The organism is Corynebacterium glyciniphilum AJ 3170 (assembly GCF_000626675.1).
Classification (GTDB): Bacteria; Actinomycetota; Actinomycetes; order Mycobacteriales; family Mycobacteriaceae; genus Corynebacterium; species Corynebacterium glyciniphilum.
In genome coordinates, this window is record NZ_CP006842.1 from 113,259 (window position 1) to 129,336 (window position 16,078).

Annotated in this window: 17 protein-coding genes; 6 read left to right on the plus strand and 11 right to left on the minus strand. The window is 63.6% G+C overall.

Features of this window, described 5'->3' with window-relative positions:
* Positions 1-3: 3 nt before the first annotated feature.
* From CGLY_RS16575 to CGLY_RS00565, 5 genes are all read right to left on the minus strand, one after another.
* Positions 4-759: an anti-sigma factor gene (locus CGLY_RS16575; RefSeq protein WP_052539381.1), complete on the minus strand. Its 756-nt coding sequence runs from the start codon at positions 757-759 to the stop codon at positions 4-6.
* 90 nt (positions 760-849) lie between these two features.
* A complete protein-coding gene (locus tag CGLY_RS00550) occupies positions 850-2,562 on the minus strand; it encodes a redoxin family protein (protein ID WP_038545137.1) in 1,713 nt (570 codons plus the stop codon).
* Positions 2,563-2,669: 107 nt separating this feature from the next.
* The gene (locus tag CGLY_RS00555; RefSeq protein WP_144313608.1) at positions 2,670-3,377 is read right to left on the minus strand and encodes a fasciclin domain-containing protein; all 708 of its coding nucleotides are present in this window, start codon (positions 3,375-3,377) and stop codon (positions 2,670-2,672) included.
* Positions 3,378-3,579: 202 nt separating this feature from the next.
* Positions 3,580-4,152, minus strand: coding sequence for a sigma-70 family RNA polymerase sigma factor (locus tag CGLY_RS00560; protein ID WP_052539383.1), 573 nt, complete (start codon positions 4,150-4,152; stop codon positions 3,580-3,582).
* A gap of 246 nt (positions 4,153-4,398) precedes the next feature.
* Complete coding sequence (locus CGLY_RS00565; RefSeq protein ID WP_052539384.1) at positions 4,399-4,728, minus strand: winged helix-turn-helix transcriptional regulator; 330 nt, start codon at positions 4,726-4,728, stop codon at positions 4,399-4,401.
* A 121-nt stretch (positions 4,729-4,849) separates the two neighbouring features.
* Here CGLY_RS00565 and CGLY_RS00570 point away from each other — a divergent pair, with 121 nt between their 5' ends.
* Positions 4,850-5,059, plus strand: a complete 210-nt coding sequence (locus CGLY_RS00570) for a tautomerase family protein (RefSeq protein ID WP_038545140.1) — start codon at positions 4,850-4,852, stop codon at positions 5,057-5,059.
* Positions 5,060-5,092: 33 nt separating this feature from the next.
* A complete protein-coding gene (locus CGLY_RS00575; protein ID WP_038545143.1) occupies positions 5,093-5,434 on the plus strand; it encodes a VOC family protein in 342 nt (113 codons plus the stop codon).
* A gap of 41 nt (positions 5,435-5,475) precedes the next feature.
* Here CGLY_RS00575 and CGLY_RS00580 read toward each other — a convergent pair whose 3' ends face one another.
* Together CGLY_RS00580 and CGLY_RS00585 are read right to left on the minus strand one after the other, a co-directional pair.
* Complete coding sequence (locus CGLY_RS00580; RefSeq protein ID WP_038550738.1) at positions 5,476-6,093, minus strand: TetR/AcrR family transcriptional regulator; 618 nt, start codon at positions 6,091-6,093, stop codon at positions 5,476-5,478.
* Positions 6,094-6,101: 8 nt separating this feature from the next.
* Positions 6,102-7,730 carry an FAD-binding oxidoreductase gene (locus CGLY_RS00585; RefSeq protein ID WP_038545146.1) on the minus strand — a complete coding sequence of 543 codons (1,629 nt, stop codon included), beginning with the start codon at positions 7,728-7,730 and terminating at the stop codon, positions 6,102-6,104.
* A 259-nt stretch (positions 7,731-7,989) separates the two neighbouring features.
* Between CGLY_RS00585 and CGLY_RS00590 the strand changes: the two genes are divergently transcribed.
* Positions 7,990-9,414 (plus strand): bifunctional phosphatase PAP2/diacylglycerol kinase family protein, encoded by a 1,425-nt coding sequence (locus tag CGLY_RS00590; protein ID WP_081803995.1) that lies wholly within the window; start codon positions 7,990-7,992, stop codon positions 9,412-9,414.
* Here the strand turns inward: CGLY_RS00590 and CGLY_RS00595 are convergent.
* The 3 genes from CGLY_RS00595 to CGLY_RS16580 are packed head-to-tail and all read right to left on the minus strand — an operon-like array spanning position 9,381 to position 11,949.
* Positions 9,381-10,052 (minus strand): phosphatase PAP2 family protein, encoded by a 672-nt coding sequence (locus tag CGLY_RS00595; RefSeq protein WP_081803709.1) that lies wholly within the window; start codon positions 10,050-10,052, stop codon positions 9,381-9,383. The two genes, CGLY_RS00590 and CGLY_RS00595, sit on opposite strands and share 34 nt — an antisense overlap.
* Complete coding sequence (locus tag CGLY_RS00600) at positions 10,049-11,491, minus strand: flavin-containing monooxygenase (protein WP_038545152.1); 1,443 nt, start codon at positions 11,489-11,491, stop codon at positions 10,049-10,051. The genes CGLY_RS00595 and CGLY_RS00600 overlap by 4 nt, the downstream gene beginning before the upstream one ends.
* Before the next feature lie 38 nt (positions 11,492-11,529).
* Positions 11,530-11,949, minus strand: a complete 420-nt coding sequence (locus tag CGLY_RS16580) for a hypothetical protein (protein ID WP_052539388.1) — start codon at positions 11,947-11,949, stop codon at positions 11,530-11,532.
* Positions 11,950-12,161: 212 nt separating this feature from the next.
* Here CGLY_RS16580 and CGLY_RS00610 point away from each other — a divergent pair, with 212 nt between their 5' ends.
* Together CGLY_RS00610 and CGLY_RS00615 are read left to right on the plus strand one after the other, a co-directional pair.
* Complete coding sequence (locus CGLY_RS00610; protein ID WP_038545158.1) at positions 12,162-13,433, plus strand: DUF3500 domain-containing protein; 1,272 nt, start codon at positions 12,162-12,164, stop codon at positions 13,431-13,433.
* 16 nt (positions 13,434-13,449) lie between these two features.
* The gene (locus CGLY_RS00615) at positions 13,450-13,758 is read left to right on the plus strand and encodes an MFS transporter (RefSeq protein WP_144313609.1); all 309 of its coding nucleotides are present in this window, start codon (positions 13,450-13,452) and stop codon (positions 13,756-13,758) included.
* Positions 13,759-13,774: 16 nt separating this feature from the next.
* Here the strand turns inward: CGLY_RS00615 and CGLY_RS00620 are convergent, their stop codons facing one another.
* Positions 13,775-14,602 (minus strand): PhzF family phenazine biosynthesis protein, encoded by an 828-nt coding sequence (locus CGLY_RS00620; protein WP_038545164.1) that lies wholly within the window; start codon positions 14,600-14,602, stop codon positions 13,775-13,777.
* Between the two features lie 161 nt (positions 14,603-14,763).
* Here CGLY_RS00620 and CGLY_RS00625 point away from each other — a divergent pair, with 161 nt between their 5' ends.
* A complete protein-coding gene (locus CGLY_RS00625) occupies positions 14,764-16,026 on the plus strand; it encodes a glutaminase (protein ID WP_038545167.1) in 1,263 nt (420 codons plus the stop codon).
* Positions 16,027-16,078: the final 52 nt, after the last annotated feature.

Genomic DNA, 16,078 nt, shown 5'->3' on the forward strand with positions numbered 1-16,078 from the left:
CGTCTAACGCTCCGTGGCGAGCACGACAACCGGCTCCGTCGTCGGTGAGTCTGAGCCACCGGTGGGTTCGTCCGTCACCGCGACGGCGGACGCGACGTCCACCCCCACTGCGAACCTCGTACGGTCCTCCCCCTCGTCCATGATCCCGGCGGAGGTGGGGGACCCTTCGGAGTCCAGGGACCACAGCTGGTAGATGCGGTCATCCGCGAGCTCCGGCAAATCGCGGGCGATCACGACGTTGTCGTCAGAGGCCGCATCAGAGACGACGAGCGCGAGCGATCCCCTGCCGTCGGAAGTCCGCTCGGAACGGACGGTCGTGCCAGGGGTCGTGAGCAGACGGGTGACCTCGTCGTACGCTGCAGTTATGTCGGGTGCTCCGGGGCCTCCAGGGCTCTCCCCCATCCGGTTGTGTTGGGAGATCGACACCGTCACCGCGGGAATGGCGACGGCGAGCGACACCGCCGCGACCGCGGTCATCAGCCAGGCCGTCCGCCGGTAACTGCGTTGATGCGGATGCAGCGGGGTCGGGGGGACTGCAGCACTCCCGATCCGTCGCATGACGGATTTCTTCAGCTCCGGTGGAGGGGCGGTCTCGTAAGCGGACGCGAGTTCCGCGGCAGCCGCACGGTAGCGACGCAGCGTCGCGGCGGCCTCCGGATCTGAACTGACCAACTCCTCAGCCTCACGGATGTCGGCGTCGGAATCCAGTGCATCCAGTGCTAAGCCGATGAGCAGCTCGTCCCTGCGTTCCTCGCTCATCTCAGTTCCTCTCCAGACGGTTACGTAGCCGTAACTGTACCGGTCGGCCGCGGTTTTTACGCTGGGACGCCGGCATGAAGCGAATGATGGCTATCCGAAAGTGAACGAGAATACATTGACACCTTCGGGAACTTCAACATAAGAATCATGTGACTTACGAGCGTCATCCTTATCGATCAAATACGACCTCGGGTTACCGTCAACGACAATGTCTTCCTTTTTACCATCCTTCTCGACCGTCACTGTTCCCTCTCCAGAAAGAACGATCCGGGACTCCTTGTACTGCGAGTTAATTCTTATCCTGCCGCGCTCCACTGGAGAAATGTTCTGGGAGGACAGATCCCATCTTCCTTCGAGTCCGAAGGTATCGTTCTTCTGTTGTTCGGATAGTTCGAAGTTTTTATTCGATGGGGAGTACTCTCCGCGCCCACTGTAGTTAGTGGCCTTCGAGTAGCCCAGGAAAGTTTCTTGAGTTATCTCATCTCCATCTGGCGTCTGATCCTCAACGGTGGTTTTACCCGGAAGTTCAACATCGCTGTTCGCATCAGAAAGAAGCTGACGGATTAACTCTTCAGTCTCATCGTAGCCACCCTCGCCTTGACTTATCTGACGAACGACACCGTCAGCGTCGATGAGGTAGTGCGCAGGCCAGTAGCTGTTACGGTATGCGGTCCATGTCGAAAGACTATTGTCCATTGCAACAGGATAAGATATACCAAAATCTTTGACACCGCTCTCGACGTTGCGCAGTTCTTTTTCGAAGGCATACTCCGGGGAGTGCACACCGATGACCGAAAGCCCCAGATCGCGGTATTTTTTATCCCAGGCCGTGACATGAGGTATCGATCGTTGACAGTTAATGCACGAGTATGCCCAGAAATCAACGAGGACAACCCGCCCTCGGAGTTCATCAAGATTTACAGGACTGCCGTCGGGAGTATTTATCCAGTGGTCTATATTAGACAAGGCGGGTGCTTTACCACATGATGCAAGAGAATTGGAACCATTTTTACATTTTTTGAGGTCTCTGTTCTCGTCTGTCTCAATCCCCCGAAGCGACAGTGCCGACCGTCCCGCATCACTCTCAGATATGCTTCTTTGTGCACCTGAAGTATAGTCAGGAATCAGCGTCTGCAACTTCTGAGGGATGTTAAATGTGATAGCGACCGCCAAGACCACCATCGATACGCCGGCCGCGATGCGAATCTTCTTCTCTGCCGATCGATATCGCGAGATGAACTCGGAGATCCTTCGTCCGGCGATGGCAAGTGCAAGAAGGGGAATCGCTACGCCGATTGCGAAGGAGACCGTTAGTATGACGATGCTTGCATCTATCGACCCAGTAGACCCGGCAATGATTATCGCGGAAAGAACGGGCCCGGCACAAGGAACAAAAACGGCACCAAGGGTAAGGCCTAGAACTAACGGATTGCCGCCGTTCTTGTTATTTCTAGTTCTGAGTTTACGGAACGGCGCTTCGAGGATCTGCTCGAAAGAAGGGAATATAAAAGCGATTCCGAGCACAAGAAGTGCTGCCACGCCGAACCACTTAATAGCATCCTGAGGCAAGCCCATTAATGCGAGAGCCGCGGACCCTATAATAGTGAAAGCTGAAAAACTTATCACCATTCCGAGAATGATGAAGTAGGGCCGGCTTTTCTTCGCTGGGATGACCTCCGGGAGGATTTTCCCTTTCGCTGGACGCGTTCCGGCGGTCAGAAATATTACGGGAAGGACTGGAAGGATGCAAGGAGAAACACCCGTCAAAAGCCCCCCGAGAAAACCAATGAATATCGTTTGCATTATTTTCCTATCGAGGGATTAATTCAGTGCTTCCCCTGCATAGTCCCATTGTCGTGAACGATGCACTGAAAAGATTGTGATGTTCACGACAAATCTCAGCGGCTCTATCAGCCCTGCGGTGGCATGAGAACGCTGTCAATCAGATAGACCGTGGCATTGCTCGTTTCTACCCCGCCACAGACGACACTGGCATCGTTGACCTTGAGCGCATCCTCCGATCCGCTCACCTCAACGTCTTTACCCTCGACAGTCTTGTGCATTCCTGCAAGGTCAGAGGGCAGCACACGTCCGGGAACGACGTGGTAGGTGAGGATGTCGCTTAACATGTCACTGTCGGTCTTGAGGGAATCCAGCGTCGCTTCGTCGATCTTCGCGAACGCATCATCCGTCGGGGCGAAAACCGTGAACTCATCACTGTTGAGCGTGTCCACTAGATCGACATCGGGATTCAGCTTTCCGCTGACTGCGTCAGTGAGGGTCTTCAGCATCGGGTTGTTGGACGCTGCTACAGCGACAGGATCCCCCGACATTCCCTCTATTGAACCGGGGCCGTCCGGAACCATGTCAGCGTACTGCTGGCAACCGGGGCCGACGAGGTTAGCTGCAGGATCCATCATCCCCATCGATGGGTCCGTGGTCTCGGTAGCCATGCCATCGGAGCTCTCTTCGGACATCGCGGTCGAGTTGTCGGACCCGGAGGACATGGACTCGCTGTCGTCATCCATCGAACAACCGGTCAGTACAAGCGTGCCAGTGAGGAACAGGACAGCTGCTCCAGTTTTTGCGGCAGTGTGGCGCATGATCAGAACCTCCATGTCAGTGATCACCTTTTGTGACCATCTGCCACTACTTCGGAACAGACGCCGGCCCGGATTGGATCCGGCCGCAACTTCTTTCTTAGTACCCCTGTACGGGGGTGGTAAACGATATCGTCCTGGACGTGTGAGACATCACGAACGTCGCCGGGTAGTGGCTCCGAAACCGTGCCGATGAACAGTTTTGGCGGCTCAACTCATCTCAACTCGTCTCAAGGCAGTCGCGCAGCCGCGACAGCGCCGACCGGATTCGGCTCTTCACCGTAGCCAGCGGAGCGGAGAGGTAGCGAGCAACCTCGGAGTAGGTCCGGCCACCGTAATAGGCGGCCATCAGTGACTCGTTCTCCATTGCGGTCAGGTCCTCCAGGCAGGAGCGGACCTGCGAGGCCTCCTCGTGCCGGAGCATCCCCTCGTCTACTTCGCTGGTCTCCCGCGGCTGGTGGTAGCTACGGTGCTCGCGGTTGCGGCGGGACGATTCAGAGCGGACCGCGTCGACTGCACGACGATGCGCGACAGTCGCGGCCCATGTGTACGGGGTACCCCGTTTCGGAGAGTACGAGGACGATTTCGTCCATAGTTCGAGCATTACTTCCTGGGTGGTCTCCGCGGCTATTCCCTCGTCCCGGAGCACGCGGCGACAGATTCCGTACACGACCGGAGACAACACGTCGTAGAGCACACCGAACGACTGTCGATCGCCGACGGCGGCACGCTCGACCAACCTGGTCAACTCGTTGTCGTCCCGTCGCGCGGAACCGGCCGTCTCGTCGATCATGACGTCGATAGTAAACAAAGGTCAGTGACTGCTGTGGCGAACCGGCATTTCGTGGTTGTGGGTTCGGGTCTGATGTATGACCTGAGACAGCGTCGTTCTACCGCCTCCGCGGCACGCGGCATAGACGGCCTGTTCAGAGCTGTGCACAGAGAACGCGGACGACGCGACTACGCAGCGGTCGTCAGGTGTGTTTCCGTATTCAGTTCTCGCCGCAGGCAGGAGGGCACCAGCACGTCCAGCCTCCGGTCACTTCGGATGCGGCTGGTCGTCTCCCCATTGCTGCAATGCGGAGAAAACGCCCTCCAAGCTCCTGCCTCGCTCCGTGATCCGGTAGGTGACTTGTGGTGGGACCGTTGCTTCCACTTCGCGTTCCACAAGTCCGGCGGCTACGAGTGACTTGAGCTCGCTGGAGAGCACTTTCTGCGAGATACTCCCTACGCTGCGCTGGAGCTCGGCGTAGCGGCACTCCTCCTGCAGCAGTTCCCACAAGATGAGCATCGACCATTTACCGCCGATGACGTCCAACGTCCTGCGTACTGCCTCTCCGCAGTATCTGTCTGGTCGGGAACTGGCCATCCTCACATCCTACCTACAGGTTCGTTCCTGACCTGAAAGTGCCTTCTTCCGCTGGTGAGCGCACGGTGCAAGGGTGGAAGAGGAAGTTCTCATTGAATGGCACGTCGCACCAGGAGGAAGCATGCCCATCGTCAATCTCAGTATCGTCCCGGAGCTCATGGAAGGGGACCGGGACACTCAGTACCGGCAGATCTCCGCGGGCATCACTGACGTCATTGTCTCAAGTACCGGTGCACCGGCAGGGTCGGTCCACGTGTTGATCAACGAGGTGTCGGACAGTCGTTATGCGGTCGGAGGCACGATGCTGCGCAGTACGCGGCCGCGTGACTGAACGTCATTGTGATTTCAAGGCTAAAATAACCTGATGGCGAAGTTCACGACAGTTGAGATGTACTCCACCGATGCCGCGGCGTCGGCGTCCTTCATGGCCGAGGTGTTCGGCCACCCCAACACCCTCTACGGCGATTCCTACTACGACGTGCACGTCGGCGACGGCTTCACCGTCGCCTTCCAGACGAACCCGGAGCCCCCGCCGCCGTTGACGATCTTCCAGGTCGACGACCTCGAGCAGATGCGCGAGACCGTCATGGCCGCCGGCGGGGTGATCACCGTTGAGCCCTTTGATTTCCCTGGGGGCCGGCGTTTCCAGTTCCGCGAGCCCGGTGGCAACGAGTTGTCCGTGTGGACCCCGGCGGGCGACCACTGACGGAACCCGCCCTCGCCAGAATTTTCTGCGGCGCTGAAACCTCAGCCAGCAGCACTCGTCACCGACGACAGGACCCGCAGACAGCGTTCCGTCATCTGCTGTGCGGACTGGTCCGGGTGGTCGGCCCACCAGGACACCGTCGACGAGACAATGGCGAACCACCAGGTCAGCAACAGTGAATGGTCGGTGTCCAACTCGGCGTCACCGGAACTGAGCACATCGGCGACACCCTCGGAGCCCATGTCATTGAGGGCCTTCTGATGTACGCGTGCACGGTCGTAGGCCTCTCCGGGCTTCGGCAGTGTGGGGTCGTAGATGACCCGCCAGTCCTCGGTGTGCCCGTCGAGCGCCTCGAAGATCGCGGTGAGAGTGGTCACCGCGCGAAGCGATCCGGGGGCTGACTGCGCTTCGGCAACGGCGGGCACCAGCCGTCCTGCGGCACGGTCCAGACAGGCGGCGTGCAGGCCGTCACGGGAACCGAAGTAGGTGTAGATCAGCGGCTTCGACACACCCGCGGCTGCGGCGATGTCCGCCACCGACGCCCCGGTGTACCCGCGATCCCCGAACTCCGCGGTGGCGACATCGAGGATCTGCTGTTCCCGCTGCTCACGGGGCACGCCCTTCGTGCCCGCCCGGCCGCTCCCGTTCACAGCACTCACGTCGGTGTTCACGGCGGCCTCGGATCGATCAGGACACCGGGGTTGAGCACACCGGCGGGATCCAGGGCGTCCTTGCTGGCACGCAGTGATCGCGCGAAAGGCTCCGAGCGTTGCTGGTCGTACCAGGGGCGGTGGTCACGTCCGACGGAATGGTGGTGGGTGATCGTTGCCCGGTGCTCGACCAGGACCGCGGAGACCGCCTTCTTGATCTGGTCCCACTGTTCCACCGTCTTGTCCCACGTTCCGCCAGCGTAGATGCCGAAGTAGGGGGCAGGGCCGTCCGGGTAGACGTGGGTGAACCGGCAGCTCACCACGCCGGTGATGCCGAGGGACTCGAAGGCGGACATCGCCGCGGCGTTGACCGCGTCCCGTAACTGCTCGACCTTGTCCCAGGTGCAGGACGTCTCGAAGGTCTCCACGATCATCGACGACTGCGCCAGCGCGTCACGCTGGTAGGGCATGCGGATGAAGGAGGACCGCCACGTCCCCGCCGCACCGGTCCGGGTGGTCTGCTGTTCGGAGTCGGTGCTGCGTACACCGTCCGGCACGGTGCCGCCGTGATCCTGGCAGATCTCCAGGGCGACCGACATCGCGTTGTCCATGGGCCGGGACGCGGACTCGAAACCGAGGACCAGTACGCCGCCGGAGGTCGGTGTCCCGGCGTTGAGGATCGCCTCCACCGGGTCGAGGAGCCGACAGTTCGCCGGGTACAGACCGGACTGGGCGATCTCACGGGTGGCTTGTACTGCGGCGGAGTAGTCGTTGAAGATGACCGAGGCTCCGGTGCGCCAGCGTGGGCGGTCCTGCAGGCGCATCCAGGCCTCGGTGATCACGCCGAGGGTGCCCTCCGACCCCAGGAACATCCGGTCCTGTGACGGTCCGGCACCGGAGCCGGGCAGGCGCCAGGACTCCGCGGCACCGACCGGTGTGATCACACGCATGGACTCGACGAGATCGTCGATGTGGGTGTAGACGGTGGCGAAGTGTCCACCAGCGCGGGTCGCGAGCCAGCCGCCGAGGGTGGAGAACTCGAAGGACTGCGGGAAGTGACGCAGTGTCAGACCATGAGGTTTCAGACCGTCCTCGATCGCCGGTCCGTAGGCGCCGGCCTGGATGCGGGCAGCACGGCTGGTGTGGTCGATCTCCAGAATCTGGTCCATGTCGGTCATGTCGAGGCAGACCACGCCTGGGTAAGTATCCGCGAGGCCCCGGGGCTCCACGCCGCCGGTGACCGACGAGCCACCGCCGAAGGGGACCAGCGCGACGCCGGCGTCGGTGCTCCACTGCAGGACGTCCACGACGTCCTGCTCGGTGCGGGGACGCACGACGAGGTCGGGGACGTCGTCGACCTGCCCCTTGAGGTTGCGGATCACGTCACGGTACGCCTTGCCGTGAGCGTGGGCGACGCGGTCGGTGAGGTCGTCGGACGCGAGATGACCCAGGGATGTCGGCGCCTGGATGCGCGGGGCGGGGACGGTGAGGTCGGCGACCTCGGGGGGTTCATGGGTGCTGAGGTCGGCGTCCGGCAGCAACAGTCGGACGCGGTTGAGCAGTTCTTCTTTCTCAGAGCCGGTGACCGCGTCGTCGACGTTGCCCCAGCCCCACCATGACCGTGTTTTCGCTGTCGTACTCGTCATTGTCGTACTCCTCGCGGGCGTGTGGTGGTCGTTCTACGGGGTGGTGATGTGACTGGAGCGTAATTTACTCTACGGTCAATTTCAAGGGGGATATCATTGCGTGACACAGCGGAGCGCACCACACGCGGGGGTCGGGATCCACCACGTACCATGAGCACACCGGACAGTCGCCGGCAATCACACGCAAGCGGAGGGCCAGACAGTGGGACAGTGGCGCAAGACAACAGCGGTGGACGACGTGCAGGCCGGCCTGGAACGCATGGACCACGATGTCTTCGAGGCGATCGCCGGGGCAGACAATCCCCAGCTGGACGCCGTGATTCCGCGGCTCACCACGGCAGCGAACTACTCCAGATTGTGGATCGGTCTCGCCGGTGCCATGGCGCTCACGCGCAAATCCACCATGCAGCGTGCAGCAACCCGCGGGCTGGTCACACTGGCCTGCACCAGTCTCGTGGCCAATCAGCTGGCGAAAAGGTCGTGGAGTCGCGACCGGCCCGGCCACGCCTCCGTCCCCCTCGCACGCCGGATCCGACGCTACCCACGGTCGAGTTCGTTCCCTTCCGGGCATTCCGCCAGTGCCGCCGCCTTCGCCGTCGGCGCAGGACTGGAGGATGCCCCTGCCGGAGCCGCCCTCGGCGCGCTGGCGGGTCTCGTCGGATTCTCCCGGGTGTACACCGGTGCGCACTATCCCAGCGATGTTCTCGCCGGGTGGGGATTGGGCACGCTCATCGCCGTTGTCGGTGGCAAGCTCGTTCCCCCGCCCACCACGCGCAGCCGCATCTCCACCGAGCCCTACGAGATCGATGAGCCGGGCCGCCCGGACGGCGACGGGCTTGTCCTCGTCGTCAACCCGGCATCGGGGGACGGCACAGGGGAGCGGATTCTCAAGCAGGTCGAGAAGGCTCTCCCGGCAGCCGAGATCATCGCACTCACGCCGGAGGACGATATCGTCCAGGTCCTTGAGGACGCCGCGTCCAGGGCAGCCGTCCTGGGTGTCGGTGGCGGCGACGGTACCGTGGCCACCGCCGCGGGAGTCGCACTCAAGGCAGGGACACCGCTGGCGGTCTTTCCCGCCGGCACCTTCAACCACTTCGCGAAGCAGATCGGCTGCGCTACGGCCAAACAGACCATCGGAGCGGTCCGTGCGGGGACGCTGGAGATGGTGGACGTCGCCACCTTGAACGGCGAGACCACACTGCTGAACACCGCGAGCATCGGCGCCTACCCTCGGTTCGTCGAGATTCGGGAGCGGTACGAAGGCAAGATCGGCAAGACGTTGGCCGGCGTCGTCGCCGCGTGGCGGGTGTTGAAAGACGAGAACTCCGTCCGGATCCGGTACGACAACAGGACGCTGACGACGTCCCTGTTCTTCCTCGGCAACTCCCTGTACCGTCCTTCCGGTTTCGCGCCCGTCGACCGTGCCAGTGTCGGCGACGGTCTGCTCGACGTGCGGATGCTGGAGATCGGCAAGCCGTTCTCCCGGATCCGCACCGTGGTGTCGCTGCTGACCGGACGGTTGAACCGCAGCCCGCTCTACCACGAGCTGCACCGGCCGTCGTTCCGGTTCGAGGTGCTCGGCGAGCCGTCCGCCGTGGCGCACGACGGTGAAGTCGGCGAGAAGATGTCGCAGGTCGAGTTCGTCTCGCACTACCGAGTACTGCCGGTGTACCGCCCCCGGTAGAGACCCCGGTAGAGAACCCCGGAAAGACACAGGCACAGCATCAGCCACGCGTAGCCCAGCGCCCATCCGGCCAGTACGTCCGAGGGGTGGTGCACGTTGAGCGCGACCCGCGCGACTCCGATCGCGATCACCAGCAGGACGCCGAGGATCACGATGACGGCGCGCCAGGATCTGCGGATCAGGTGTGAGTACACCACCAGGAGCGTGCCGACGGCGACCAGGACGCCGAGGGCGTGACCGGACGGGAACGATGTCCCGGACGCTGAGACGAGCTGAGTGACGGGCCGGTCCCGGTCAGCCAGGTGTTTGACCACCGTCGAGACAAGCCCGCTGCCCCAGATGCTGACCGCGAGGAAACATGCGGTACGCACCTGATGACGGCGGATTTCCAGCACGATCGGCACGACGACCAGGACTCGCCACACTCCAGGACCGACGATGGTGCTCAGGCCGTCCCACAGCGGCACCCACCACCCGTGGGCGTCCGCCATACGGTAGGCGGCGTCCAGGGCTCTGGCGTCAGGCCGGTCGATCCCTGCCCAGTGGTGCACCCACCCGGTCCACAGGCCGGCGACGAGCACCAGCGCCGCCACGACGGACATTGCGACTGGTATGGCCGCCGGACGCCTGTACGTCATTCACTGAACACCATGTCGCGCCGCTGGTCGCCGTAGGAGAACTCCAACAGCTCCTTGAGGTAGTTCTGCGAGTACACCCACGGTGAGGTGTGTCCCTGCCTGGGGAACCTGTCGGCGCTGCGCCGCAGGTAGGCGGCGGGGAAGTCGAACAACGGCCGGTCTGTCGGTGTCGGCGGTGGGGCAGGGTAGTAGAGCTCGTCGCCGTTCTTCCACAGCTTGATCATGTAGCGGGACACGAGATCCGAGCGCAATGTCCAGGAACCGTTGATGTAGCCGACGGTGAAACTGAAGTTCGGCAGACCGGCGATCATCATGCCGCGGTAGAAGGCCTGCTCGTTGACCTGCAGAGGACGTCCGTCGATGCTCAGGGTGCCACCGCCGAAGGCCTGCAGGTCCAACCCGGTGGCGGTGACGATGATGTCGGTGGGGATCTCCTCACCCGAGCTCACCCGGACGCCGTCGGTGGTGAAGCGGTCGATGGTGTCGGTGACCATGCGGGCGTTCCCGCCCAGGGCGGTGAAGATATCACCGTCCGGTGCCTTGCACACCCGCTTCTCCGAGGGCTTGTGGTGTGGTGTGAAATGCTGCTCGATCAACTCTGCGTCCAGGTAGGGGCGCTGCATGCGTCGCAGTGCCCGGGTGAACAGCCAGGGGGCGCGCCGACCGATGACGTGCTGCGTCATGTCACGGACCGCGTGGTGGAGTCGTGCGACGGGGTAGGCTGTCTTCTCCGGCAGAACCTTCTTCCAGAACCTGCTGATGGTGTCCACCGCCGCCATCGGAGCCACGTAGGTGGGACTGCGCTGGAGCATCGTCACCTGCGCCCCGCGTCGTTCCAGAGCGGGGACCAGCGTCACGGCGGTCGCGCCGGAGCCGATGACAGTGATTCTGCGCCCTGCGCAGTCGAGGCTGTCGGGCCACTCCTGCGGATGGATGATCATCCCGGCGAAGTCCTGCTCGCCGGGAAATTCGGGACGGTAACCCCGGCCGTGCACGAAGTACCCCGAGGCGTAGTGGACGCGGCGGGCGTAGAAGGTGTGCTCGCCGTCCGCCGTCACGGCGGTGACCGCGTACAACCGCAGGTCCGTCCGCCAGTCCGCATCGCGGATCCAGGACCCCGTCCGGAGCCGCTCGAGGGCCCCGCACTTCTCCGCGATGCCACGGATGTACTCCTTGATGTCCGCGCCCTGCCCCAGGGTGCCGTCGTGAGGCCACGGGGCGAACGGGAATCCGTAGGTGGCCATGTCGGAGTCCGACCGGATGCCCGGGTAGGTGAAGGTGTGCCAGGTCCCACCGAGATCGTCGTTGGCATCGTGAATCTCCCACGTCCACTCCGGGAAGTCGTGTGCGACATGGTGGGCGAGGTCGACGCCGGAGAGTCCGGCGCCGACGATCAGCAGGTCGAGAGGGTTGTCCGGGGAGCCGGCGAGTGTGCCCATGCACACAGCGTACAAGCGTAGGACGCGCTACGGAGGGCTCACAGCGAATCAAGTGAACCGAGTGAACCCAGCGATCCTTCCGGCGCCACCAGCGCGCCGGGCTCCCAGACCGGGTACACCAGGCGCGGCGGGACGGTCTGCCAGGACTGGGCCAGCTCCGCAGCCGTGCGGATGTCGGTCATCGTCTGCCACTGGCCGTCGGGACGCTGCTGCCAGCAGTCGGTGGTCTGCCAGTGGAAGCCGTCGCACACGACCTTCCCCCGGTACGGCGAGTACACCGTGGCGATGGCGGTGACATCCTCCCGCCAGATCGGGCTGGGTTGTTCGTGCTCGGGGAGCTGGGGGAGGGTCTCTGCACCGGCGGTGGGTGCGAGCCCGGCGCCCAGACCGCCCAGGGCGAGCGTGGTGACGGCGAGGGTGACTATCTTCCTCCGAATGTTCGTGACTGTTCCGGACATGACGGGAACACTTCCTTCAGCCGCAGAGCGGCGGTAGTGAATGGTTCATGTAGTTAAGACATCGAACGGACACCTCTCGGGGTTAGCAGAAGACCGCATACCGCGACAGTGGTAGTCGAGGTGTCTGCGCTCGGGGGACGCGGTGGACACCCGCAGCGACGAAGCTGAGGGGCATCACGGAATCCCCGTCGTCCCACACCAAGGAGTGCCCCATGACCACGCCCGACACCAGCCTCCGCCGCAGGATCCTGCGGCGCCACACCGCATGGATCACCGCGACCATGATGGCCACCGGACTCGTACTCGGTGGCTGCTCCTCCGAAGCGGACACCGCCACTGCGACCTCGAGTGCGACGTCGGCTGTATCGGCGTCCCTCAGCGAAGCGTCCACCACTTCCGGTACGGACGCCGGTACGGCGGACACTACCTCGGCGACGATCTCCGACACCGCGACTGCCGCGCAGGCGTTCCTCGACACCCTGTCCGGCGAGCAGCGCGAGACCGTGCTCTACGACTATGACGATGAGACGAAGACGACGTCCTGGTCGAACTTCCCCGTCACGTTCGTCGAACGCGCCGGGCTGAACCTCACCGACCTCAGCGAGGAGCAGACGACTGCGGCCCTCGCCGTCCTGGAGAACCTGCTCAGTGACGAGGCGTATGAGACCGTCTCCGGCATCATGGGTGGCGACGAGTACCTGCTGGAGAACAGCGACAGCACCGAGGACTCCCTGGGCCAGTACTACATCGCCTTCTTCGGCGACCCGTCCGACAGCAGTGCCTTCGAAGTGCAGTTCGGTGGCCACCACCTCGGCATCAACGCCACCCTGGACGGTTCGGCCGGCACAGTCACGTTCGCCCCGACCCACCTGGGCGTGCAGCCGGCGGTCTACAAGGACGAGGACGGCAACGAGGTCCAACCGTTCGACGGCATCTACACCGACGCCTTCGCCTTCTACGACAGTCTCACCGCAGAACAGCAGGAGACGCTGACCAGCGGGGACGTGAGCATGTGCGCCCCCGGCGACACCTGCGACTTCGAGACCGGCGACGGCCTCACCGGTGCTGACCTGGACGACGATCAGAGGGAACTGCTGCTCGATCTCATCGCCAACTGGTCCGAGATGGCGGACGGCGAGAGCAACGCCGCCACTCGCGCCGAGATTGCCGCCACCCTCGACGACACCGTGATCGCCTGGTCCGGTGAAACCACCTACGACATGAGCACCGGCGACGGGATCTCGTTCTCGATCTCGGGACCGAACGTCTACGTCGCCTTCCAGGCGCAGCAGGGGTCCGCCGGTGCGGACGTCGACGGGGTGACCACCTCCGGGTGGGGCCACGTCCACACCATCTACCGGGACCCGACCAACGACTACGCGGGCAGTGTCGAACAGCAGGAGGCCAGCGGGATGAGCGGTGGCCCGGGCGGTGGCCCCGGCGGCGACGGTGATGGTCTCGGTGGGGGACCGGACGTCTTGTGAGCTGACGATGGTCATCATGGCGGTCCCGCTGATGATGCTGGGCTGTTTTGTCGGTGCGATCGGTGGGCCGCTGGCGGATCTGTCGTTGCAGAACGTGGAGCACGCCAATGCCGGGTCGGCCTCCGGTCTGTTCAATACCGCTATTGATCTGGGCATGGCTCTGGGGACGGCGTTGACCGGTGTGGTGTTCTTCTCGGTCACCGGCGGTTCGGCCGACGGTGCGCTCAACCGGGAGGCGTTCACCGGAGTGTTGTGGACGGTCGGGGCAGCGTCCGTGGTGATCTGGGCGTTGATGTTCCTGATCCCGCGGCGCGCCGAGGAATGACGGGGGTTGTTCCGAGTCACTCCGCCACGGTGACCGTGCCCTCCAGGTACCGGACGCACCGTCCGGAGAGCAGAACGCGATCGTCACGCAGACGGACGTGGACCGTTCCTCCGCGCGGCGACATCTGCCGTGCGGTCAACTCCACCGTGCCCAGTCGGTCTGCCCAGAGGGGAGCGAGCTGGCAGTGCGCAGAGCCGGTGACCGGATCCTCGGGCACACCGGCCTGCGCGCCGAACCACCGGGAAACGACGTCGAACTCCGTCCCGTCCCCCGGGGCGGTGACCGCGATCCCGCGTACCGGTAGGGAGGCGAGGAACGTCAGGTCGGGGGACAGGGTGCGGACTGTCTCCGCGTCCTTCACCATGTAGATCAGGTCGGTTGCCCGGTGCGCCTCCAGAACCTCGACGCCGAGTGCCTCGGCGATCCGGGGGTCCACCTTCGTCGGGACGGGTACCTCGGCGGGGAAGTCCATGGTGAGCAGGCCCTCCGGAGTCCGGTTCACGGTCAGCCCGCCGCTACGGGTAGAGAATCGGAGTGAGTCGGCGTCGGGGTGGACGTCCTCGAACAAGTAGGAGGACGCCGCCAAAGTGGCATGGCCGCACAGGGCGACCTCGATGGCCGGGGTGAACCAGCGCAGGTCGTAGGTCGGCTGCGTGGGCTCCTCGTCCGGGGCCGTCCCGGTTGCGTGGGGCACCAGGAACGCGGTTTCGGAGAGATTGTTCTCCAGGGCGAGGGACTGCAACACCTCGTTGGACGGCCATGCCTCCAAGGGCATGACGGCTGCCGGGTTGCCCTCGAACAACGTCTCGGCGAACGCGTCGATCTGTATCAGTGGGATCTGCACCCTGACCTCCGGAATCGTGTGTGGTGGAACAGTGACGAGCCTACGGGGCGATGACCGCCGCGTGTTCCTCACGTCAGACGTGGGCGGTGATCCGCAGCTAACGTGTGGTTGTCACCCCTGGCATACGTGCCTCACCGCCGAAAGCAGAGTAGGTCGTTCTAATGAAGTCACCGATTCCGGACTACCTCGACGAGATGCTGGAGAATGAACGGCCCGATGAAGCAGGTGAACTGGCCGGCTATATCCAGGAGTTGGCCTCCGCCGACCCGGACCAGCTGGGAGCTGCGCTCGCCACGCTGGACGGCGAGATCTACTGTGCGGGGGACACCGACATCGAGTTCTCGATCCAGTCGATCTCGAAGCCGTTCGCCTACGCCCTGGCACTGGCCGACCGGGGTGTTGACCAGGTGTTGGACAAGGTCGACGTTGAGCCGTCCGGAGAGGCGTTCAATGAGATCTCGCTGGACAAGGACGGCCGACCCCTGAACCCGATGATCAACGCCGGTGCGATAACCACCCATTCCCTCATCGGGCTGCCGGGGTGTACAGCCGAGGACCGCGTGGAGCGGATGGTCGAGGGACTCTCTGCCTTCGCCGGACGTCGACTCGCCGTCGACGAGGGGGTGTACAGGTCCGAGCTCGATGACGCGCACCGGAACCTGGCGATCGCCCATATGCTGCGCAGCTACGATGTGCTCACCGAGGATCCCCGGGCTGTTGTCGACGGGTACACACGGCAGTGCTCGCTGATGGTGACCGTCCACGACCTCGCCATGATGGCGGCCACGCTGGCGAATCAGGGGGTCAATCCGGTCACGGGGGAGCGCGCCGTGCCCGTCGCGGTGATCCGCCAGGTTCTCAGTGTCATGTCGACCTGCGGGATGTACGACGCGGCCGGGGACTGGACGACCCAGGTCGGGATACCGGCGAAGAGCGGGGTGTCCGGCGGCGTGATTGGAGCACTGCCGGGCCAGATGGGCATCGCAACATTCTCTCCGCGCCTCGACAATCACGGTAACAGTGTCCGGGGTGTGGCGCTGTTCGAGCGGTTCTCCTCGGACATGGGTCTGCACCTGATGGAGGTGCCGGCCGCGGCACGCTCAGTGCTCCGGGAACATGCACCTTCCGGCACGGAGACCGTGCGCATCTTCGACCTGCAGGGCAGTATCCGGTTCGCCGGTGCGGAGCGCGTCGTCCGGGAGATCGTCAGGACGGACATCGCCGAGGACCGGGTGGCACTGGACCTTACGGCGGTGCATTCGCTCGATGATGTCGCCCGCCGGATGCTGCTGGAAGTGGCCCGGCGCCTGAGTATCGAGGGTAAGGAGGTGTTTCTCGTCGATCCGGACACCGTCATCCCGGACCCGGACCCGGGGACCGACGGTTCGCTCGCCGTCGTCTCGCGTAGAGATGAGCTACACTGATATAGTTGACGTATCAACTATGTGCGCTGAGAACGACACCGGCTGAAAGGTC

Bases quoted from the DNA above. Each gene is read 5' to 3' on its own strand.
- CGLY_RS16575 (WP_052539381.1), bottom strand. From the start codon at position 759: ATGAGCGAGGAACGCAGGGACGAGCTGCTCATCGGCTTAGCACTGGAT.
- CGLY_RS00550 (WP_038545137.1), bottom strand. From the start codon at position 2,562: ATGCAAACGATATTCATTGGTTTTCTCGGGGGGCTTTTGACGGGTGTT.
- CGLY_RS00555 (WP_144313608.1), bottom strand. From the start codon at position 3,377: ATGGAGGTTCTGATCATGCGCCACACTGCCGCAAAAACTGGAGCAGCT.
- CGLY_RS00560 (WP_052539383.1), bottom strand. From the start codon at position 4,152: ATGATCGACGAGACGGCCGGTTCCGCGCGACGGGACGACAACGAGTTG.
- CGLY_RS00565 (WP_052539384.1), bottom strand. From the start codon at position 4,728: ATGGCCAGTTCCCGACCAGACAGATACTGCGGAGAGGCAGTACGCAGG.
- CGLY_RS00570 (WP_038545140.1), top strand. From the start codon at position 4,850: ATGCCCATCGTCAATCTCAGTATCGTCCCGGAGCTCATGGAAGGGGAC.
- CGLY_RS00575 (WP_038545143.1), top strand. From the start codon at position 5,093: ATGGCGAAGTTCACGACAGTTGAGATGTACTCCACCGATGCCGCGGCG.
- CGLY_RS00585 (WP_038545146.1), bottom strand. From the start codon at position 7,730: ATGACGAGTACGACAGCGAAAACACGGTCATGGTGGGGCTGGGGCAAC.
- CGLY_RS00590 (WP_081803995.1), top strand. From the start codon at position 7,990: ATGGACCACGATGTCTTCGAGGCGATCGCCGGGGCAGACAATCCCCAG.
- CGLY_RS00595 (WP_081803709.1), bottom strand. From the start codon at position 10,052: ATGACGTACAGGCGTCCGGCGGCCATACCAGTCGCAATGTCCGTCGTG.
- CGLY_RS00600 (WP_038545152.1), bottom strand. From the start codon at position 11,491: ATGGGCACACTCGCCGGCTCCCCGGACAACCCTCTCGACCTGCTGATC.
- CGLY_RS16580 (WP_052539388.1), bottom strand. From the start codon at position 11,949: ATGTCCGGAACAGTCACGAACATTCGGAGGAAGATAGTCACCCTCGCC.
- CGLY_RS00610 (WP_038545158.1), top strand. From the start codon at position 12,162: ATGACCACGCCCGACACCAGCCTCCGCCGCAGGATCCTGCGGCGCCAC.
- CGLY_RS00615 (WP_144313609.1), top strand. From the start codon at position 13,450: ATGGCGGTCCCGCTGATGATGCTGGGCTGTTTTGTCGGTGCGATCGGT.
- CGLY_RS00625 (WP_038545167.1), top strand. From the start codon at position 14,764: ATGAAGTCACCGATTCCGGACTACCTCGACGAGATGCTGGAGAATGAA.